The organism is Neisseriaceae bacterium CLB008, assembly GCA_041228285.1.
In the GTDB taxonomy this organism is placed as follows: Bacteria; Pseudomonadota; Gammaproteobacteria; order Burkholderiales; family Neisseriaceae; genus JAGNPU01.
In genome coordinates this window covers 1,699,186-1,720,934 of the sequence record CP166133.1, presented here as the reverse complement: position 1 = coordinate 1,720,934, position 21,749 = coordinate 1,699,186, and the positions used below count along the sequence as shown (strand labels likewise).

The window sequence follows — 21,749 nt, the reverse complement described above, 5'->3', positions numbered from 1 at the left end:
AGCCTTTTTAGGTTAAATGCCGTAGGCAAAGTTAAGGGTCAAAGAGCCATCAATATTGGCGTCTTCCGTAATGGCACCATTCATGCTGATGGTCGAGCCTAAGAAGGGGGCGACTTCTAGGTCGGCAACAAAGGTTTTACCACTTTTTTGTACCGTGCCGCTTGACCAGCCGTTGCGGTTAGCTGAGCTCACGGCCACGGCGTTTGCGGTGGCGATGGTGGCACTAGGCGAGCTAAACAAATTAGAGGCGGCGCCGTCGACGGTGCCGTTTTTCATGGTGACAGTGTAGTAACCAATTTTACCGCTCTCATTCACCTGGCCTAGGCCAAATGAAGTGGCATTGGCTACAACGGCAGAGTCGGCGCGGTTGTCTACGGGTTTAAAGTTCAAATACGTTTCGGCATCGCAGTTGACCGTCCAGGTTTTGCTCATGGTAGACAAGGCTGTATTTGCATTGGGTTTAACCAAGGTGGCGGAAATTTTACCCATGTCGTAAACGCCGTCGTCGGTGGCCGCAACGGTACAGGTAGGAACGGTCAGAGTACCGATGACTTTTAATTCTGCTGTCGGCGGGGCTGCGTGAGCAGTGGCCATGGCTAATAGTAGGGCGGATGCGGTGCTGAATAAAGTAATGTTCTTGTTCATTTAGATTGTCCTTATTATGGGTTATGGGTGGTTAATTAAATGCCGTAGGCAAAGTTAAGGGTTAAAGAGCCATCAATATTGGTGTCTTCAGTAATGGGGCCATTCATGTGGCTGGTCGAGCCTAGTACTGGGGCGACTTCAAGGTCGGCGACAAAAATCTTGCCGCTTTTTTGACTGGTGCCACTAGACCAGCCATTACGGTGGGTTGTGCTGATGTAAACAGAGGTATTTGAGGAGATGCTGGTGTTGGCGGCACTAAAAACATTAGAAGCCACGGAGTCAACGCTGCCGTTTTTCATGATGACGCTGTAAAAGCCAATTTTGCCTGTTTCATTGACTGAACCTAGACCAAAAGAAACTGGGTCGCCGCCCAGATTGGTTTCGGCGCGGTTGTCGACGGGCCTGAAGTTTAAATAGGTTTCGGCATCACAGGTTACGGTCCAGGTTTTACTTATGTTATTTAATGTGGTGGTGGTCGCGGGCTTGACCATGGTGGCGGAAATTTTGCCTAAGTCATACACGCCATCATCGGCCGACGCGACTGTACAGGTGGGAACGGTGAGGGTGCCGATGACTTTTAGCTCAGCCACAGGGGCCGCTGCTTGGGCCGTAGCAAGGCCAAAGGCAAGAGTGGCTAAAAATGCAGAAGCAGCATGAATTGGTCGAGTCATAAAGAATGTCCTTTATCTTTGTTATCAGAAATATGCTTAATATTTAAATGGTTTAGTTCTGGTGAGGCTGATGTGTGCCCTTGGGTGCTGCCTGTTGGGGCTAAGTGTTAATTTATGATAGTAATTAAGTGAGTCTGGAACAAATATGCCAATGACTTATGTTAAGAAGAGAAAGTTCAGGTAAAAAAAAGCATTTTTAAGTAAAATAGTTCTGCTTAGAGGGCGTTTTTAGCGGGAGGCAATAAGATTTCTCTGGTGCTTTTTTAGACGTTTTTTTTGAAGTTTTTTTAAATTAATTTATAATAAACAAGTTGTTATGATTTTTTATTGAGTGTGGTGATGGGGTTGGATCGTGTTGTTCTGCTTATCGATGGCGAAGGGGGCCCTGACAGAAAAATCAAAAAAAGGACGAGGATGTATTTAGGATTAAATATCCTATTATCATTGCATTGGTTTTTTTAAATTCACCTAACTTTGCAAAATTTAACGTAGAAAGACATTTCTTAACCAACAGGCGCGCTGTAAAACGGTGATTTCGACTTTTGGGCGTGGGGCGTTGATGATTAAGGCACGATTGAGCGCAAAAAGCCGCTTGATGTGGGGATATAGATGCTTACCGTTTAGTCGTAGGGTGGGTCGCGACCCACGTGGGTTTTAAGGTAGGCAGGGGGGTACGTTAAGAGCGGTGGGCAGGCTAGGCTTTCCCCACCTTACGCAACGTTTAATAAACCATGGTTTGCGGTATTCATCCTCAAAATACTCTTTACCAACTACGATGCTTACCGTTGAGTCGTAGGGTGGGTCGCGCCCACGCCATTTGTCGTTGGGTATTGTGTGGCGATTTGGCGGGTAGGCCACGCTGTACCCGCCTACGAAAGCATCACCGTAGGGCCATGCAATGCATAAAGCCCTAGAACAGCTCGCCTTGGCCGCCATCGCCCTGCACCCTAACCTTGGCTTCGCCTTCGGCAAAACGAAGGTTGAGGCTTTGGCCCAGTTTAAGCTGGTTGGCGCGGGTGATGACTTTGCCTTTGCTATCGGTGACGATGCTGAAGCCTCGAGCCAAGACGTTGTTGGGGCTGATGGCTTCCAATAAGCCCATGCTGCGCTGAAGCTGCTGCTGTTTGTGTTGCAGCAGCTGCTGCCAAGCCTGGCTGAGATTGGTTTGTTGCTGGCTCAGTTGGCGCTTGGCCTGCTCTGTGTTGGGCTGCTGATGACGCAGCTGTAGCGCCAGCCGCTCTATTTTTTGACTGTGCCAGAAGTGGTTATGGCGCAGTGCCTGAGTGAGGTTGAGCTGGTGTTGTTGGAGCCGTTCACGTTGCTGTTGCAGCGTTTGGCGTGGATGTGGCAGGTGGCTGCTGAGCCAGTCTAATTTTTGGCTGGCGTCAAAATAACGCTGCTGTAACGATCGGTACAGCTGCTGCTGTGCCACACCGACCTTGTGCAAAAGATCGGCCTTATTTGGGCTGACCAGCTCGGCAGCGCCAGTGGGCGTGGGCGCACGGAGGTCGGCGACAAAGTCGGCAATGGTAAAGTCGGTCTCGTGGCCAACGCCGCTGACGATGGGTAGGGTGCTGGCGGCGATGGCGCGCGCGACAACCTCTTCGTTAAAGGCCCACAGATCTTCGATGCTGCCGCCACCGCGGCAGACCAGCAGCACGCTGACCTCTTGGCGTTGATTGGCTTTATGGATGGCTGCGGCGATTTGCTGTTCGCTGCCCGCGCCCTGTACCGGCGTGGGGTAGACGATGACGGGGATGTTGCTCATGCGTCGTTTGAGGGTGCTGACCACGTCGCGTAAAGCCGCTGCGGCGAGGCTGGTGACGATGCCGATGGCCTTGGGATGGCTAGGGATGGCCTGTTTGCGCTCTGGTGCAAACAAACCTTCCATTTGTAGCTGTGTTTTGAGTCGTTCGTAGGCTTCAAACAAGCGGCCAAGGCCGGCCAATCGGCATTCGGTTACGCTGATTTGGTATTCGCCACGGGCTTCATAAATGCTGATCTTGCCAGTCAACTCAACCTGATCGCCTTCTTTTAAAGGGGTGGCCAAGCGACTCACGTAGGATTTAAACATGGCACAGCGTATTTGTGCCTTGCTGTCTTTGAGTGAAAAATAATAGTGACCGCTGGCGGCTCGGGTTAGGTTCGACACTTCACCGCTGACCCATAGGCCCCGTAAATGGTTTTCCAATAGGTTTTTGGCCATCGCGTTCAGTTCAGAAACGGCCACCGGCGCTGGGCTAAATAATTCACTCATACACAACTCAATCTATGAAAAGGCTTGCAATAGGGCAATTATAACCAAAAAGCCGCCCGATTGTGCATCAGGGCGGCTGGCGTTGTTGAATACGGGTTTAAAGCTTAGTGTTTTTGCGGCGTGGGTGCGCGGCCTAACATTTCTTCTTCATAGCGTTTGCCTTTTTCAGCATCGTAGACGCCTTCCCATTTAGCGATCACCAAAGAGGCCAGAGAGTTGCCCACCACGTTCACGGCGGTGCGGCCCATATCCAGAATACGATCGACGCCTAGGATAAAGGCCAGCGCCTCTACGGGTAGGTTCATCGTGGTCAATACCGTGGTCAAGACCACAAATGACACGCCCGGTACCCCGGCAATGCCTTTAGATGCGACCATAAGGGTAATCACCATGGTGATTTCTTCTAACAGCGTTAATTGAATGCCAGAGATTTGGGCAATGAAGATCACCGCAATACTTTGGTACAGGGTCGAGCCGTCTAGGTTAAACGAATAGCCGGTGGGGATTACAAAGCCAGTGATGGATTTGGGTACGCCGTAGGCTTCCATTTTTTGCATCACCGTGGGTAAAACGGCTTCTGAGCTGGCGGTTGAGTAGGCCAGAATCAATTCGTTTTTGAGGATCTTCATCAACGTGATGATGTTTAGTTTGCAGTAATAAGCCACGCCGCCCAAAATCACAAACACAAAGAAGATCATGGCGCCATACACCAATAAAATCAGCTTGCCCAACGGCAGTAGAGCGCTAAAGCCAAACTGGGCGATGGTCACTGAAATCAAGCCAAATACACCGATTGGCGCATAGCGCATGATGATGTTGGTGAGGCGGAACATGGTGTCGGAAATGGCTTTTAAAACGTCTAAAAGCGGCTGTTTTTGTTGATTAGGTAGGCCTAATAAGGCCACGCCGAACAGCACCGAGAAGAAAATCACCGGCAGCATTTCGCCTGATGCCATAGACGAAATCACGTTGGTCGGAATCATGTCCAAAATCATCACCACAATACCGTGGGGCTGGTTTTCTAAAGCCGCGGCAGTGGTTTTGTATTGGTCTAAGCTCTGCGCCGCCGGCGTTAGCGAATGTAGATCAATGCCCACGCCGGGTTGGAAAACATTGGCCGCAAATAGGCCCACTACGATGGCCACGGTGGTGATGAGTTCAAAGTATAGGAGCGTTTTGCCGCCTAAGGTGCCGAGTTTTTTGGCGCTTTCCATGCTGGCAATGCCGACGATGAGGGTCGATACCACGATGGGAATGACGATCATCTTGATTAGGCTAATGAAAATGTCGCCTAAGGGCTTCAGAACATTAATATGAATGGTTTGGTAATATTGGTGCCAAGCGTGCTCGGCATTCATATTAACGCTGTGTAGGAACGCCCCAAATAAGACGCCTAGGATTAAGGCCAGGCCGATTTGCCAGGCGAGGCTGGTTTTTAAAGACTTCATCATGCTGTTGAACATTGCGGTATTCTTCCCTTCTATTTAGGAAATATTTTTGTCGTTTTATTATGTGGTTAAAAAATGCCAGAATCGGGCAGAATCAGTAGACGCAGCTTGCAGAGAAGTCGGGCATTTTATCACTGTGCGAGAATTTTTTAATACAGTTAATGTAAAGATTTGTTAATCCTTTGAATTATCGTGCTAATTAATTTAGGGTTTTTGGACTAAAAAATTCGTTTTTGTAGTTGTATTGGCGGTTTTGATCGCTACGGAAATCTGTTAAAACAAGGGTTTATGAGAATGGGCTGCTGATTGAGTGAGCGAAGCATGGGATGAGGCAAGCGCGCTAAGGCCCTCTATCGCTGGAGGGTAGACAATCATCGGGTCGGGCAACGCAAAGCGCATTCACTATTTTGGCCCGCAGTGGGCAACGATGCAGCGTTCAGCTTGTTTAGGGCAAATCATTTTTAAGCTGCATGCTAACCTTGATGGGGCATGGCCTGAAGCTTTGGGCGGCCTGGTCGGTTACAGTAAATGCTTCGGTTTGAGCGCCGATGAGGCCCATAGGCCTGTGTCAAAATGGCGGTTAAAGCACAAAAGGGCTTGCTTAGACTTAGGCCTTACCTTTAAAGTATTTCTTTTTAAGCCTAAAGGGTGTGTGCCTGTGTGGACGATTATTCAGCAAGCGGGCTGGCCAATTTGGCTGATCATTGCCGCCTCTGTCACCTCGGTGGCGATTATTTTGGATCGTTTAGTGGCCTTAAGGCGCAGCGTGGTGATGCCGCTGAGCATCGTGCCAGAGTTTGAACAAAAAGCGACTCACCCCGATCATGCCTTGACGCCAGCAGCGTCGGCTTCATCGCTAGGACGTATTTTAAGCGCTGCCTGGCTAGACGAAGGCGCCCATAGCGCCATTCGCCAAGACAATATGGTGAATCAAGCCAACCTCGAAACGGTGGTGTTGGAAAAAAACCTCACCCTCTTAGGCACGATCGCCGCCATGGCGCCGCTGTTAGGCTTATTAGGGACGGTGATCGGCATGATTGAGATTTTTGCCGCCCAATCGCCTTCCGGTACCGACCCACAGCAGCTGGCCCGCGGCATTTCTGTGGCGCTCTACAATACAGCGTTTGGCCTACTGGTGGCCATTCCCAGCATGATGTTTTACCGTCATTTTCGGGCCAAGGTGGAGGTTTACCTAACCGACATGGAAGTCATCGCTAACCGACTTTGGCATCAGCTAGACTCAGCCTCGGGCGAGCGGCCTCAGAATAAAGGGTAGGGCATGAATTTTAGACGGCGTAGATCATACGAAGAGCCGGAAATTAATTTCATTCCACTCATCGACGTACTGCTGGTGATCCTCATCTTTTTAATGGTCACCACCAGCTACAGTCGGTTCACCGCACTAGACATTAAACTGCCCGCTGCTGATGCAGTGGCCCAAAACCCAGAAGACACAGCGCAACAGCCGATCTGGGTGGGCGTGGCCAAAGATGGGCGCTGGCAGGTGGATCAAATCGACGTGGACGGCGGCGATGAGGCCGCGCTTCAGGCGGCTTTAAAAGCACGCCTAGCCGATGCCGCCGAGCCATTGGTGGTGATTCAGGCCGACGCCGATGCCTCGCATCAGTCGGTGGTGAAGGTGATGGAAGCCGCGCGAGCGGTGGGCATCAGTGATTTAAGTTTTGCAACGGATAAACACAAGCCATGATGAGCAGCAAGATTCAGCGGCATTGGCAGGCACCCAGCTTCGGGCTGAGCTGTCTGTTGTGGCCGCTCAGCTTGATTTTTTCAGGCGTGAGCCGATTTCGGCGGCTGGCCTACCGATGCGGCTGGCAAAAACAGGCTAAATTGCCCATACCCGTAGTGGTGGTGGGCAATATTCATGTCGGCGGCGTGGGCAAAACCCCCATCGTCATGGCCTTAGTGCGGGATTTTCAAGCCATGGGCTTAAAAGTCGGCGTGATCAGCCGTGGCTATGGGCGCAGCAGCCGCATGACGGCCTGCGTGTCGGTCGGCGGCAGTGCGGCCGATTATGGCGACGAGCCTTTGTTGATCGCTCAAAGCACGGGTGTACCCGTGGCCGTGGGCAGCCAGCGCTACGATGCTGGCCTATGCCTGTTGGCGGCGCATCCAGATTTAGACGTCATTTTAACCGACGACGGCCTGCAGCATTACGCCCTAGCGCGCGACTTTGAAATCGTGGTGCTCAGCGCGGCTTACGGCTTAGCCAATACCGGCCTGCTGCCGCAAGGCCCGCTGCGTGAACCCATGAGCCGCATCAGCCAAGCTGATGCCCTAGTGGTGACCCAGGCCGAAGCGTTGGCCAAGGTTGAGGCGCAGCTGCCCAAAACGGCGCCACGCTTTGTGTCGCGGCTTAAGCCCGGTGCTTTTTATCGTTTAGACGATCCCAGTCAAACGGCCACCGTGGCGCAATTGCAGGCACTAGAGGTGACGGCAGTGGCTGGGATTGGCCAGCCGCAGAAGTTTTTTAATACCTTGGCTACCCTTGGCTTAAGCCCGCGTGAAACGTTGGTGTTTCCCGACCATCACGAGTATCAAGCCAGTGACTTTATCGATGCCGATGCCGTTTTTGTGGTGACTGAAAAAGATGCCGTGAAGCTGAAAAATATCCCCCTATCACAGGTGTGGGTGTTGCCAGTTAGTGCTACAATAGAGCCTAATTTGGCCGTCTTTGTGTGTGCCGAGCTGGGCCTTAAGGCCCACGCCACGCCAGCGTCCAGACCGACTCATCCTTACTCTGAATAATAGGTGGAATACCCAATGGATCAAAAATATTTAGATATTTTGGTTTGCCCCATCACCAAAGCCCCTTTGGTGTATAAGCCAGAAACCCAAGAACTCATCAGTAAAGCCGCCCGTTTGGCCTTCCCAATCGTAGACGGCATCCCGATGATGTTGGAAACCGAAGCCCGTGAGCTTGGCCCTGAGGAGACGGTGTGACTGAAGCCTTTGTGGTGGTGATTCCGGCCCGTTTGGCCTCGAGTCGATTGCCCAATAAGCCTTTGGCCGACATTGGTGGTAAGCCTATGGTGGTGCGGGTGGCCGAGCAGGCGCGTAAAAGCGCTGCCACCGACGTCATTGTCGCCACCGACCACGAGCTGATTTTAGCCGCCTGTGCCGAACACAAGGTTAAAGCCGTGTTAACCCAGCCAGACCATCCCAGCGGAACCGATCGCTTGGCCGAAGTGGTGGATCTTTTGGCCTTACCAGCAGAAACCTTGGTGGTGAACGTGCAGGGTGACGAGCCCTTAATCGACCCTCAGCTGATTGACCAGCTGGCCTTGAGCCTTGCCAACAGCGCCGCCCCGATGGCCAGTGCGGCTCACCCGATTCACGACGCTGCGGAGTTTTTTAACCCCAACGTGGTGAAGGTGGTGTTGAACGCCAAGAACGAGGCGATTTACTTCAGCCGTGCGCCGATTCCGTGGGCGCGCGATGCATTTGCCCATGATCAAACCCAACTGCCTCAAAATGGCGCCGTGTATCGCCACATTGGCATCTATGCTTACCGCGCAGGTTTTTTACAAACCTATCAGCAGCTGGCAGTGTCGCCCTTAGAGCAGATTGAGGCGCTGGAGCAGCTACGGGTGTTGTGGCACGGTGAAAAAATCGCCATGACGGTGGTGGCTGAAGCTCCCGCTGCGGGCGTGGATACTGCCGAAGATTTAGTGCGTGTGCAGGCGCTATTTGCACAGCAACACAATGATTAACCAAAACAACAGATCAAAGGATCGATATGAAAATTTTGCTATTAGGCGCCCCTGGCGCAGGTAAAGGTACCCAAGCGCAATACATTACGTCTGCGTTTAACATCCCCCAAATCTCGACGGGCGATATGTTGCGCGCTGCGGTTAAAGCCGGCACGCCACTAGGCCTAGAAGCCAAAAAAATCATGGACGCCGGCCAATTGGTTCGCGACGACATCATTATTGGCTTAGTGAAAGAGCGCATTCAAGAGGCTGATTGTGCCAACGGCTTCTTGTTTGACGGTTTTCCACGTACCCTAGCTCAAGCCGAAGCCATGGTTGCCGCAGGCGTGGACCTAGACTATGTGGTGGAAATCAATGTCCCCGACGAAGCCATCATCACCCGTATGTCAGGCCGCCGCGTTCACTTGGCGTCAGGCCGTACCTACCACTTAGTGTACAACCCACCTAAAGTAGAAGGTAAAGACGACGTGACCGGTGAAGACTTGATTCAACGTGAAGACGACCATGCCGACACGGTTAAAAAACGCCTTGACGTTTACCATGAGCAAACCGAAGTATTGGTGGGCTTCTACAATGGCATGATTAGCCAAGGTGTGGCCAACGCGCCTAAATACATCAAAGTAGACGGTACTCAAGCCGTTGAAGCCGTTAAAGACGAGATTTTGGCTCAGCTTAAATAAGCGCCGCTGAATCAGACTTAGCCCCTGTGCTCACCGATGGTGTGGCGCAGGGGCTTTATTGTTGTTGGATAAAGCGTTTTTACTTCGGATGATATGCTGGTTTTGGGCTGAGTATTGGCATAATCATGCGTTGTGTTGCGCCTCAGGTGACTAGGCAATATGCTTTTTTGGTTGTCATTTTATTAAACTAATGATTATAAATACATCAATTTCTCGTGGCGGACGTATTTTTTTACACTTCTAATATAATATCTAGCCAATCAAATCCTTGTTTGTCATATTGTCATGACAAATGACGTTTCAATTTAAACTTAATGTTTTAAGATAAATGGATATGTATTTTGAATTGTAGTCATAAGAGAGCCTAATCATTTAATTTAAAGGCATATGATGTTGGCAATAAATGGTTATTGCTTATCTTGCCTTTGGCTTCATCTGCCCAGAAGTTTATAGTACAGCATAAATGTTAATAGAATAATTTTATGCGCCCTTTATACAACTTCCGCCTTAAACCCCTGTCGTGTTTTTGTGCCGCCCTCATGCTGTCAGCGCCTGCTTGGGCGCAAGAACCCGTGACGCCTAGCGTGCTGCGTGCCCCCATCAGCACCCCAGCTCAAGAAGAGCAGCGGGCCCGTGATCGCCAACAACAGCTACAGCAGCAGGTTCAGCCGCCACGCGACGTACGCCTCAATGCTGATGAGGTCACCGCGCCAGCCATGCTGTCTTATCAGCTGCCCCAAGATGAATCTCCTTGCTTTGCCGTGCAGTCTGTTGTCCTGGATGGGGAAGCAGCAGAGCGCTTTCAGTTTGCTTTAAAGGCGGTTTTACGCAAGACCAGCTTTAAAGCCGGCCAGTGCCTTGGCGCCCAAGGCGTGAATCAGCTGATGACGCTGATCCAAAACCACATCATCGAGGCAGGCTACACCACCACGAGGGTGCTGGCCGCCCCGCAAGATTTGGCCAGCGGTACCTTGGTTTTGACCATCTTTCCTGGGCGCATCGGCGCCCTTAAGTTTGACGACAGCCAGCCCGAACAAACCCACGTCGGCCGCATTCAGGCCTCACACAATGCCTTTCCACTAAACGATGGCGATATTCTGAATTTGCATGCGCTAGAGCAGGGCTTAGAAAACCTCAAGCGCGTGCCCACGGCTGAGGCCGACATTCAAATCGTGCCCACGAACGACCCCAACGATCCCAATACCAGCGATGTGGTGGTGAGCTGGGCGCAGCGTACCGTGCCGTATCGGCTTAACTTCAGCGTCGACGATTCTGGCAGTAAATCGACCGGCAAGTATCAGGGCAGCGTGACGGTTTCTATTGATAACCCTCTGGGTTTAAGCGACCTCTTATACGCCAGCTACAACCAAGACCTCGGCTATGCCTCTAAAGCCGTCGACGAGCACGGCAATAAAGACAGCAGTGGCACCCACGGCTACGCGTTTCATTACTCGGTGCCTTACGACAACTGGCTGTTTGCCTTCAACGCCAACCGTCACAGCTACGATCAGGCCATTGCGGGTGTGAATGGCCATTACAACTACAGTGGCACCAGCGAAAACACCGATCTGTCGATGACCCGCTTACTGTTTCGCAACGCCAAACATAAAACCAGCGCCACCCTTAAAGGCTGGCTGCGTACTTCCACGAGCTTCATTGACGATGCCGAGCTCACCGATTCAAACCGCCGCGTGGCCGGCTGGACAGCACAGTTAAATCATAGAGCTTATTTGGGCAGCAACACCCTTGATTTGGGCCTAGGCTACAAGCGCGGCACCGGCGGTAAAGAAGCCGAACGGGCGATTGAGGAAACGTTTGGCGAAGGCACTAGCCGCATGAAGGTCATTACGCTCGATGCTTCCTTGCTGGTGCCGTTTCAGCTAGGTCAACAAAACCTCAGCTACGACACGGCCGTACGAGCGCAATGGCATAAGACACCGTTACTCACGCAAGACATGATGAGCATTGGCGGCCGCTACAGCGTGCGCGGCTTTGATGGCGAAGTCACCTTAATGGCCGAACGCGGCTGGACCTGGCAAAACACCTTAACGTGGACTTATGCCGGTAGCCATCAAACCTACTTAGGCGTAGACATGGGCCATGTGTCTGGGCCATCGGCTGGGAATCTGTTGGGGCAGAATCTCATCGGTGGCGTGTTTGGGCTGAAAGGTCAGTTCGGCGGCTTTGGCAATCTGTACTACGACTTATTTGCCGGCAAAGCCATCAAGAAGCCGCAGTACTTCCAAACGGCCAACATCGCCTATGGGTTTAATCTTTCTTATTCTTTTTAAAATAAACACCAACGCAGTCGCTGGGGACAGTCATGAACAAGCAATGTTATCAAATCATCTTCAATAAAAAACGGGGCCAGATGATGGTCGTGGCGGAGAACACCGTGCGCGAAGGCAAGAGCACGGCCGATGGCGAAACCGGCTTTAACGGCGCCACCACCACATCGTCACGACGTGGCTTTAAATTGCTGTCGTTCTCATTGATGTTGGCGTTGGGCAGTGCCGTCATTCTCAGCCCCATCGCCGACGCCCGCGTGGTGGCCGATCCTAATGCTCCAGGCAATCAGCGCCCGACGATTTTGCCCTCGGCTAATGGCACGCCTCAGGTAAATATCCAAAAGCCGACTAAGGGCGGCGTGTCGATGAACCAGTATCAGCAGTTCGACGTGGATAAAAAAGGCGTCATCCTCAACAACAGCCGTAAGAACACCCAAACCCAGCTTGGCGGCATGGTTCAGGCCAACCCTTGGCTGGCCGGCGGGTCGGCTAAAGTCATCGTCAACCAGGTCAACAGCCGCAACCCCAGCCAGCTCAACGGCTATGTCGAAGTGGCCGGGCAAAAGGCCGACGTCATCATCGCCAACCAGGCAGGCCTCAGCATTAACGGCGGCGGCTTCATCAACGCCCCGCGGGTGACCCTCACCACCGGCAATCCCATCATTAAAGACGGCCTCGTGGCTGGCTATGCCGTGCAGGGCGGTGCCGTGAATATTCACGGCGAAGGTCTCGACGTGCGCGACGCCAACTACACCCGCATTTTAACCGCCGCCGCCAACATTAACGGCGGCGTGTGGGGCCAAAACGTTGACGTGGTCGCAGGCCATTATGATTTAGACGCCAACGACCAAATCAGCACCACCGCTGCCGATCAAAGCGCGCCAGCCTTCGCCATCGACACAGGCGCCTTAGGCGGCATGTACGCTGGTAAAATCACCTTGGTCAGCACCGATCGCGGCCGCGGTATTCAACACCAAGGCCAATTATTTGCCAGCGCTGGCGGCGTAAGCCTCAGCGCCGACGGTCAGCTCAGCAACAGCGGCGTGATCAACAGCAACGGCAAGACTGATGACGTGAACATTCTGGCCACGTCGGTTCACAACAGCGGCACCGTGTCGTCGCAGCACAATCAAAGCATTCAAACCCAAGACCTCACTAATACAGGCCTCTTGGCCAGCGCCCAAGAACTAAACGTTCAGGCCACCGACATCGTTAACGACAAAGGCACCTTCAGCGCAGGGCGCTTGGATCTTAGCGCCAATACATTGAGCAATCTTAACGGCGAATTAATCCAAACCGGGCAACAGTCGCTGCTCATTGAAGCCGGACAATTGAGCAATACCGATCAAGGCCATATTGGCGCCGTGCCGCTTAAAGATACAGGCGGCGAGACGCCTGGCTCAGGCGAAGGCCCAAGCACTGGCCCAGAGCAGCCGAGCGGCCCGAATATTGATCAGCCCACCACGCCACCGAGTACCGGCAGCGCTGGCGGCGGCGTGGAAACCGCGCCCACCGTACCGGTGACCTTGGCCACGGGGCAGATCAACATTGCCCAAACCCTAGTGAATCAGGGCGGCGTGATCAGCGGCAGCGGTGGCGTGGATTTGGTCGCTCAAGAGGGTTTGAGCAATCAAGCGACGCTTCATTTAAATAAGCTCAGCGTCAGCGGCGACCAGCTGGATAACCGTGGCGGTGAACTGAGTGCCAACGACATCAAGGTGAATACTGACGCCGTTCACAACCAGCAAGGCCGCATGACGGCATTTGCCCACTTTGACACGAACACCGGACAATTTAATAATCAGAAAGGCGTTGTATTGGTCGGTAAACAGGCCCAAATCAACGCCGACGTGCTCGACAACAGCCAAAAAGGGCAAATCGCCAGTAATGAAACCCTCAGCGTGATGGCTCAAACCCTCAATAATCAAGATGGTGAGCTGCTGTCGGGCAGCAGCCTTAACCTATCGGGCCAGCAGCTAGACAACCGCAGCGGCACCATTGAATCGCAGCAGCTGGATCTGGCCTTTGCACGCATCGACAATCAGCAGCAGGGCGCCATTCGCGCCAATGAAGCCCTCAACATCAAAGCCACACAGGCGTTGGCTAACCAGCAGGGCCAAATCAGCTCAGCCAACAGCGTCACCATTCATGATGGCGGGGCCCAAACCCTCAGTCTAAGCAATACCCAAGGCGAAATCCTGGCCGGAACGGATGCTCACATTCAGGCTAAATTCCTCAGCGGCGACGGTATGGTGGCAGCAGGGCAAGACTTGAGCATCGGCCTGAAAGACGACTTTGTGGCCCAAACCGACATCGAGGCCAACCGCAACCTCAGCATCAGCACCGAAGGCAGGCTCATCAATCAGGCCAGCATCCAAAGCGGTGCTGAAATCCAAATTGACGCTAAAAACGTAGACAATCAGGCCAGCGGCATCATTCAGGCCGAAAACCACACCCAGCTAAACGTGGCTGAAAACCTCAGCAACCGCGGCCTCATCAACAGCAACGGCTTAACCCTTTTGCAGGTCGGACAAAAACTGGATAACGTCGGCACCGGTAAGGTTTATGGCGATCACGTCGCCATTGCCGCCCATACCGTGCACAACCGTGAAGAAGCCGTGGCCGGCGTCACCACCGCCGCCACCATTGCCGCACGAGAACGCTTAGACATCGGCGCCCAACACATCATCAACCAAGAGCATGCCCTGTTGTTCAGCGGCGACAGCATGCATCTGGGCGGCAGCCTCGACGCCAATCATCAAGCCACCGGCAGCGCCAATCTGATCGAAAATAAAAGCGCCACCATCGAAAGCTTGGGCGACATGGCCATTGCCGCCGTGAAGTTGGTCAACAGCAATGAGCATTTCAGCACCGAAACGGTTTTAGTGAAGGGGCCGACAAACGTGTTTTTGATCAGCCCAGAAGGCGACGCCAATAAATATGATGGTTCAAACTTTCAGTGGCAAAACTGGAGCCGCGCAGGCCGCTACGTGTGGAAAAACAGTCCCAGCGTCGGCACCGGGACGATTCTCGGCAAAACGCCGATTTTACGCCTAGGGGAGGAAAGCTGTAGCAACCCCCTAGATGAGTCTACCTGCGTGCCGATTCCTGGTTCTGAATACGCGGCCGACAATCCTGCTTGGGCCTATTTCAACCTCACCGCTCCGGCGGGCGAGCCTGCTGAACCGAACCTAGTGGCGCCCATTGCGCCCACGATGCTGAAACCGATTGCCCCTGAGGTACCGGCCGGCGAAAGCTGCGATGGCAGCAGCTCGGCCGCGTGCGTGGCCTATGCGCAAGCCCTAAGCAAATATGAAGCAGATTTGGCAGTGTATACCGAGGTCAATCAAGCGTATGCCCAGCAAAAAGCAGCTTATGATTTGGCCATCAATGCCTATCATGATGCCTTAGAGACATGGTATGACCAAAACGAAGCTCAGTTCGATGCCCTAGACGAAGCGATTGAGCGCTATAACGGTCAATTCAATCAGCAGTTCACCCGCTGGACCCAATACGAGATTGTGCGTAGAGAGTACGAAGATCAAGTAAAAACCTCCGACCCCGGGCGCATCGTGTCCGGTGGCAATATGACCCTCAGCGGCAGCGTCATCAACGACAAGAGCACCATCATCGCCGGTAAAACCATGATCGGCGGCCTCGACAACATTCAAAACATCGACGCCACCGGTGAATACATCATCACCGATGAAGGCACCAGCCAATACACCCGCAGCCGCTGGCGTGGCGGCTTTAAGCGCTATCATCAGCGCAAATGGGATGGCAAACAGAAGTATGCCGACGAACAGCGCCAAACCATCACCCTCAGCGTCGCCAACAAGCAAGAAAACGCCTCATACGTTAGCGACAGCCACAATCAACGGCCCACCGACGTGGGTTCGGTGAACAGCATTAACGGCGTCGGCGCCCAAAACGGCGCGCCCAACGTCATCAACAGCACCCAGCCGAACACGCGCCTGCCCAACAGCAGCCTGTACAGCATCAACCCCAACGGCCAAGATTATTTGGTGGAAACCGACCCACGCTTCACCAACGGCAAGCAGTGGCTAGGCAGCGACTACATGCTTAAAATGATGGGCGCCAACCCCGACAATATGCACAAGCGCCTGGGCGACGGCTATTACGAGCAGCGCCTGGTGAATGAGCAAGTGGCGCAATTAACCGGCAACCGCTACCTTGGCGGCTACGAAAACGATGAGGCCCAGTTTAAAGCCCTAATGAACAGTGGCGCCACCTTTGCTCAAGCCCACAACCTCGCCCCCGGCGTCAGCCTCAGCAAAGAAATGGTGGCCCAGCTCACCAGCGACATGGTGTGGCTAGAAACCCAAACCGTGACCTTGGCCGATGGCCGCACCCAGTCGGTACTGGTGCCCAAGCTGTACGTCGTGGCTCGCTCAGGCGACTTAAGCCACGGCGGTACCTTGATTGCCGCCAACGACATGCAGCTTAACGTCAGCGGCGACCTCGACAACAGCGGCACCATCGCCGGGCGCAACATTACGGCGCTGAATGCCCAGAACATCAACAACATCGGTGGCCGCATCCAAGGCGCTCAGGTTCAGCTACAGGCCAAAGAAGACATCAACGTTGTGGGCGGCAGCGTCATCGGCCAAAAAAGCCTGGCCCTAGACGCAGGACGAGACCTCAACGTGATCACCACCACCAGCAGCACCGAGCAGCAGGGCGGCGGTTTTAACGGCAGCCGCACCAGCATCGATCGCGTGGCCGGGCTATACGTCACCGAAGATGCAGGCATTCTGCTGGCCCAAAGCGGCCGCGACATCAATCTGGCTGCCGCCAACGTCAGCAACAGCGGCGCTGAAGGCCAAACCTATTTATTGGCCGGCAACGACCTCAATGTGGGTACTGTTACCACCGGCCGTCAAGAATCAACGGTACAAGACGCCAAGAACTACCGCATTCAGAACAACAGCCAAGAAGTCGGCAGCAACCTCAATAGCCAAGGCGATATGACGTTACAGGCGCAGGGTCAGGTGACCGTAACCGCATCAGACCTCAACAGCGAGGCCGGCGCCTTGTCCATCCTCGGCGTTAAAGGCGTGACCATTCAATCGGGCCTGGCCACCGATGAATTTGCCGAAGGCCGCTACCATAAAGACAGCGGCGCATTGAGCAGCAAATCACGCGAAGTGCGCTACACCGACGACAATACCCAAGCAGTGAGCAGCAACGTCACCGGCGCCAGCGTGCAGATCCACAGTGATCAAGACGTCAATATTAAAGGCAGCAACGTGGTCGCCGACCAAAAGCTCACCCTCAGCGCCGGCCAAAACATCAGCATTGAGGCCGCCGAAGAAACCAACCGCAACAGCCAGTTCCACGAAAGCAAAAAGTCGGGGCTGATGAGCAGCGGTGGGGTGGGCTTTACCATCGGCAAGAACCAGCTGTCGACGGATAGCCAAAACACCAACCTGACACACCAAGGCAGCATGGTTGGCAGCCTCGGCGGCGACGTGACCATGGTGGCGGGAGAGGCTTATCGCCAAATAGGCAGTACCGTGTCGGCGCAACAGGGCGATGTGACCATCATGGCCAAACAGGTTGATATTGTAGCGGCTGAAGATCGTTACAGCAGCGACTTTGTACAGAAGCAAAAACAAAGTGGTTTAACCGTGGCGTTGAGTGCACCGGCCATCAGTGCAGCGATGCAGGCAAAAGACACGATCGACAGCAGTAAAAAAGTGGGCCAAAGTAAGAATACTCGCGTCAATGCAATGGCCGCAGCCAATACCGCGATGGATGGTTATAAAAGCGTAGGGGCAGCAAAAGATGCGATCAGCAATGGCATGTCGGCCAATAATGTCAGCGTGAGCATCACTTATGGTTCAAGTAAATCAGAGCAGAGCACCAAAGTGGCTGGAACAGAGGCTGCTGGAAGTACCATTTACGCAGGTGGTAACGTGAACATTGTGGCTGCTGGTGCTGATAAAGCTTCAAATATCAATATTGTTGGTTCAGAAGTGGCTGGTGGCATGAGTACAAATTTATTGGCTGATAATGAAGTAAATATTTTAGCGGCCGAACAAACTCATACCGAGCGCAGCGACAATAAATCATCTGGTTGGAATGCCGGCGTGGCGATTAGTTACGGCTCCAATGGCCCAGCATTTGGCGTGACAGCCGGAGGCAATAAGGGCAAAGGTTATGGCGACGGTGATGAGGTGAGCTATGTGAATAGCCACGTTGGCAGCAGCACCGGCCAAACCAGCATTGTCAGCGGTGGCGCTACGAACATCATTGGTGGTCAGGTCATCGGTAAAGGCGTGGCCATTGATGCGGCTGAGTTGAATATAGAAAGCCTGCAAGACACCGCCACGTTTAAAGGCAAACAGCAAGACATCAGCGGCCAGGTGACCGTAGGCTATGGGGCTTCTGCCAGTGGTAGTTTTAGTAAATCAAAAATTAACGCAGACTACGCCAGCGTCAACGAGCAAAGCGGTATTTTAGCGGGCGACGATGGTTATCAAATCAATGTTAAAGGCAATACCGATCTTAAGGGTGGCTTGATTACCTCGACCCAATTAGCACAAGACCAGGCACGTAACCAGTTAACCACGGGTACCTTAACCAGCAGTGACATTCAAAACCATGCTGATTATGAAGGCAGTAGTTTTGGCATCAGTGGTGGCGGAAGCATCGGCGGTGGGAAAGGGCCTAAAGAAGTCGGCGGTATGAACTTGGCTCAGGTTGGTCAGAATACATCAACCACAGACTTAAAGACTGGCGAAACATCGGCCTCTGGTGCATTAAGTGGTTCTAAATCAATTGGTTTTGGTGCAGATAGTGGTCATGATAAGAGTACGACATACTCCGGAATCAATACGCAGAATATCAACATTGTAGATGTAAATGGACAGCAGTTAACGGGTAAAAATGCAGAAGCAATTATTGCCCAAATTCAAACCTCGGTGACTACTGATACGGCAGCACAAAACAGTGGCCATATCGGGAATAATTTTGACAAAGATAAGGTTCAAAAAGAGTTAGATTTACAGCGAGAAGTCAGTCAGGCCTTTGATCAGAATCGGCAGGAAGTCAAAGATAGATTATATAGTGCAATTAAAGACAAGCGTGACGAAGCAACAGCGCTGAGGATGGCTAATAATGGCTTCCCTACTGATGAGTCTAAGCGATTAGATGCAGAGGCAGATGCCTTAGCTAAAAATACAATGTATTTTGATTTGGCTGTTGGTGGTGTCTGGGGTGGTTTAGACGTTAGTAATTTAGTGTCAATGGGTTTATTAACTCAGTCTGACTTAGTTTATCAAGCAGCTACAGCTGATAAAAAATATTTTTTACAAACGTGTAAAGGGCCAAATGTTGATTGTCAATATCGAGAAGTTTTATTGACGGATATTCATCCTGATGAGCGTACAAATTTAATTACGGTCTCTAATCCAGGTATTTTGAATGATTTGGATGCTTCTTTGAAAAATGCATCAAAGCAAAATGCGACGGAGATAAACCAGGGCGGTATTATTGTGATTCCCAATCCTGAAACAGGAAACCCTGTTGCCGAGTTGATGTACGCAGCATATGATAAAGTTAATAACTTAACTGGGGCGAAATTCTTACCACTTACCAATTCCCAGCAAGCTAATTTAGACTTATTACAGTGGGCACAAATAAATCAGTATGTTATTGATACGAGTAACCATAGTCGTGGTGGTTTGACCGCGAGTATCAGTTCACAAGCGTTCATCAATAAAGGTTATGGTGTATTGCCAATTAATCAGGCTAGGTTTTATGGTACGGCTACTAACGTGCAAGACTATGCGAATTTATTAGCAAAAAATGGTTCTGGTCAGGCTTACTCGGCAGTGCATGAGACCGACTTTGTGGGTCGCTCCCCCTTAATTGCCCTCCGGAGTAAATATGTTACGGGTGGGAATCCTCCGACCGGGGGGATTTATCAACCATGGTTTTATAGTCATAGCAGTTATTTCTATGAGATGCCGCCTGAGAAAATTATTATAAATGGGAAAATACAAGAAAATCCACTTTATAAAGAGTATATAAGCGCATGGGGTAATGATCCTGATGCGTCTAAACCTAAATTAGTAAAACCTACTGTAACGAAGGGGATGTAATTATGCATTTTATTAAAAAGATTACTTTAGTGGCGTTAGTGCTTTTTTTGTATGGATGCAACTCTCTTATGACTGATATCTTTGTTGGAAATATTCCGACAGAGGAAGATAGTTGGTATAAAAAAGATATGACCCAAAAAACTCAGATCAATGATTTTGATGAATGTTATCGAGCAGCGGAATACAAATATAATAAAAAAGAACAGTTTGAAGAAAGACATAGATTGAATCAAGAATGTTTACTAGGTAAAGGGTACAAATTTTATCCTCGGGGCTTGGATGGTTCTAAAGCATCTCGTTGTACCGCAGGTGGAGATGGTGATGGGCCAGCTTGCCAATCATTGAAGAACGTTAGAAACAGATAATTTTTAAGCCATGAGCTAGAACAGGCATTAAATGCATTTACAAAATAAATTAATACCGTTGTTTTTAATCAGTACAATTCTTTTAAGCGGCTGCTCTATTGTGTCTGATTTATATTATGAAGATTGTGCTGTACATCCAGATTATTTTAAGCAGCTGTCGCAAGAAGAGCAGGCAGCGTTTGTTAAAAAATGTGGTGGCCCACCACGTATGGTTCAAGTTGTCCCAGTGGGTAAATAGTGAATTAAGACGTTTCAGCTGACCGAGTGAAAGCTAATGTAAAAATGATGTAATATTTTTGGTGAGAGTCATGTCCTTGCTATTTTGCTCGTAGTTGGTCTTTTTCGTCCGTGAGCTTATGTGTTTAAAACGTTTTTTCCAACGATACATACCACTGTTGGCTTTGGCGAGAGTAAAAGGCGGGCAGATTACTATTTATTTTTAGATACCGATAGTTAAGCTTAGGGGTAATGCCTTTAAAGTGGAGCTGCCTGTGCCAAAGGGCTACGTTTGCCTGGTATTCGGTGTCTCTACGGATTTGACCTAGAAAAAAGTGAGGGGCATCAAATCGGCGTTGGCCGTAACGCATTGCGGTCCTGGCTGATAATCCACCAGTAAACTCTTTAATTACGCCAAGTCGTACACTGGTTTTACGCGAGGACTCATCCTCTGCATTAAGATGGTCAATCTGATGGTCTATGCCACCGTTGAACACCAATGTTGACGACACAAAATAGGCGATGCCGCTAGAAAGTCCGTGTAAGTTGCCTTCATAGCGTTGTAGACCCTGATCGTGATAGCGTTTATGGGCGTAGGTATAGGCTCCGATGACTTGGGTTTTGGATGATAACCATCGGCTGTATTCAGAAACGAGCCCAATATTGTGGCTATAACGAGCGTCTCCTAACCAGCTTTGCTCATAAAAGGGGCTAAGACTAAAACTGGTTTTAATATCTTGATTTTTGTATCCACCTTCTAGTCTTAGCGTGTGCTCATTGTACTCAGATTCATCCCAATAGCGTGTACCCTTAAGCTGTGCGGCTATTGTGGCATAGTGATTGCCTTCAATATTGATGTCTCGATCTAAGGCTAGAAATGCACTGAGGCCTTTGGCTTTTTTGGGCATTGCCTCTTCATTTTTAATGAAGACATAGGGGCCTATATTGAATTCTTTGACAGAAGAGGCATTGTTGACGTTACTGTTTTGAACGTATTGTGCACCAGCCTGTAGATTCCAACCTATTTTACGCTGTATTTGCGTTAGGTATCGTTCAGCAATGTACCTAAGGTGTTCATCTATATCATCGGCTTTGACTTTAGTAAATTGATCTTTGGCTGCTTCATATTCTTTATTTTCGTAGAGCATCGCGGCTAGATCGAAGCGGACGTAAACCAGATCTGGTTGCTGGGCAATAATGCTCCGGTAAGCCTTGACTGCCAAAGTGTGTTGGCCACGTTGCCGCGCTAGAGCAAGTGTAGGGTGGGCAAAGCCTGTGTTGCCCACTCTGTTTCTTTACAGGTTTCATTATCGACAAGA

15 protein-coding genes are annotated in these 21,749 nt (G+C 51.3%); 10 read left to right on the top strand and 5 right to left on the bottom strand.

Going from position 1 to position 21,749, the window contains the following annotated elements; translation table 11 throughout:
• Positions 1-12 precede the first annotated feature (12 nt).
• The 4 genes from AB8Q18_07785 to gltP all read right to left on the bottom strand — a co-directional run bounded on the left by AB8Q18_07785 (position 13) and on the right by gltP (position 5,024).
• Positions 13-645 (bottom strand): DUF1120 domain-containing protein, encoded by a 633-nt coding sequence (locus tag AB8Q18_07785; GenBank protein XDZ50106.1) that lies wholly within the window; start codon positions 643-645, stop codon positions 13-15.
• Positions 646-680: 35 nt separating this feature from the next.
• Positions 681-1,316: a DUF1120 domain-containing protein gene (locus AB8Q18_07780; GenBank protein XDZ50105.1), complete on the bottom strand. Its 636-nt coding sequence runs from the start codon at positions 1,314-1,316 to the stop codon at positions 681-683.
• 910 nt (positions 1,317-2,226) lie between these two features.
• The gene (gene xseA / locus AB8Q18_07775; protein XDZ50104.1) at positions 2,227-3,573 is read right to left on the bottom strand and encodes an exodeoxyribonuclease VII large subunit; all 1,347 of its coding nucleotides are present in this window, start codon (positions 3,571-3,573) and stop codon (positions 2,227-2,229) included.
• A 104-nt stretch (positions 3,574-3,677) separates the two neighbouring features.
• Entirely contained in the window at positions 3,678-5,024 is a 1,347-nt protein-coding gene (gltP, locus tag AB8Q18_07770) for a glutamate/aspartate:proton symporter GltP (GenBank protein ID XDZ50103.1), read from the bottom strand.
• A 655-nt stretch (positions 5,025-5,679) separates the two neighbouring features.
• On the opposite strand from gltP, the gene AB8Q18_07765 reads away from it, so the two are divergent.
• From AB8Q18_07765 to AB8Q18_07720, 10 genes are all read left to right on the top strand, one after another.
• Positions 5,680-6,297 carry a MotA/TolQ/ExbB proton channel family protein gene (locus tag AB8Q18_07765; protein ID XDZ50102.1) on the top strand — a complete coding sequence of 206 codons (618 nt, stop codon included), beginning with the start codon at positions 5,680-5,682 and terminating at the stop codon, positions 6,295-6,297.
• Positions 6,298-6,300: 3 nt separating this feature from the next.
• Positions 6,301-6,729 (top strand): ExbD/TolR family protein, encoded by a 429-nt coding sequence (locus AB8Q18_07760; protein XDZ50101.1) that lies wholly within the window; start codon positions 6,301-6,303, stop codon positions 6,727-6,729.
• The gene (lpxK, locus tag AB8Q18_07755) at positions 6,726-7,787 is read left to right on the top strand and encodes a tetraacyldisaccharide 4'-kinase (GenBank protein XDZ50100.1); all 1,062 of its coding nucleotides are present in this window, start codon (positions 6,726-6,728) and stop codon (positions 7,785-7,787) included. Before AB8Q18_07760 ends, lpxK begins: the two co-directional genes overlap by 4 nt.
• A gap of 15 nt (positions 7,788-7,802) precedes the next feature.
• Positions 7,803-7,982, top strand: coding sequence for a Trm112 family protein (locus AB8Q18_07750; GenBank protein ID XDZ50099.1), 180 nt, complete (start codon positions 7,803-7,805; stop codon positions 7,980-7,982).
• Positions 7,979-8,752, top strand: a complete 774-nt coding sequence (gene kdsB, locus AB8Q18_07745) for a 3-deoxy-manno-octulosonate cytidylyltransferase (GenBank protein ID XDZ50098.1) — start codon at positions 7,979-7,981, stop codon at positions 8,750-8,752. The genes AB8Q18_07750 and kdsB overlap by 4 nt, the downstream gene beginning before the upstream one ends.
• A gap of 26 nt (positions 8,753-8,778) precedes the next feature.
• The gene (adk, locus tag AB8Q18_07740) at positions 8,779-9,432 is read left to right on the top strand and encodes an adenylate kinase (protein ID XDZ50097.1); all 654 of its coding nucleotides are present in this window, start codon (positions 8,779-8,781) and stop codon (positions 9,430-9,432) included.
• A gap of 482 nt (positions 9,433-9,914) precedes the next feature.
• Positions 9,915-11,723: a ShlB/FhaC/HecB family hemolysin secretion/activation protein gene (locus tag AB8Q18_07735; protein ID XDZ50096.1), complete on the top strand. Its 1,809-nt coding sequence runs from the start codon at positions 9,915-9,917 to the stop codon at positions 11,721-11,723.
• A gap of 32 nt (positions 11,724-11,755) precedes the next feature.
• The gene (locus AB8Q18_07730; protein ID XDZ50095.1) at positions 11,756-19,849 is read left to right on the top strand and encodes a hemagglutinin repeat-containing protein; all 8,094 of its coding nucleotides are present in this window, start codon (positions 11,756-11,758) and stop codon (positions 19,847-19,849) included.
• Between the two features lie 2 nt (positions 19,850-19,851).
• Positions 19,852-20,214: a hypothetical protein gene (locus tag AB8Q18_07725; protein XDZ50094.1), complete on the top strand. Its 363-nt coding sequence runs from the start codon at positions 19,852-19,854 to the stop codon at positions 20,212-20,214.
• A 31-nt stretch (positions 20,215-20,245) separates the two neighbouring features.
• The gene (locus tag AB8Q18_07720; GenBank protein XDZ50093.1) at positions 20,246-20,452 is read left to right on the top strand and encodes a hypothetical protein; all 207 of its coding nucleotides are present in this window, start codon (positions 20,246-20,248) and stop codon (positions 20,450-20,452) included.
• 124 nt (positions 20,453-20,576) lie between these two features.
• Here AB8Q18_07720 and AB8Q18_07715 read toward each other — a convergent pair whose 3' ends face one another.
• Complete coding sequence (locus AB8Q18_07715; protein XDZ50092.1) at positions 20,577-21,716, bottom strand: surface lipoprotein assembly modifier; 1,140 nt, start codon at positions 21,714-21,716, stop codon at positions 20,577-20,579.
• Between the last annotated feature and the right edge of the window lie 33 nt (positions 21,717-21,749).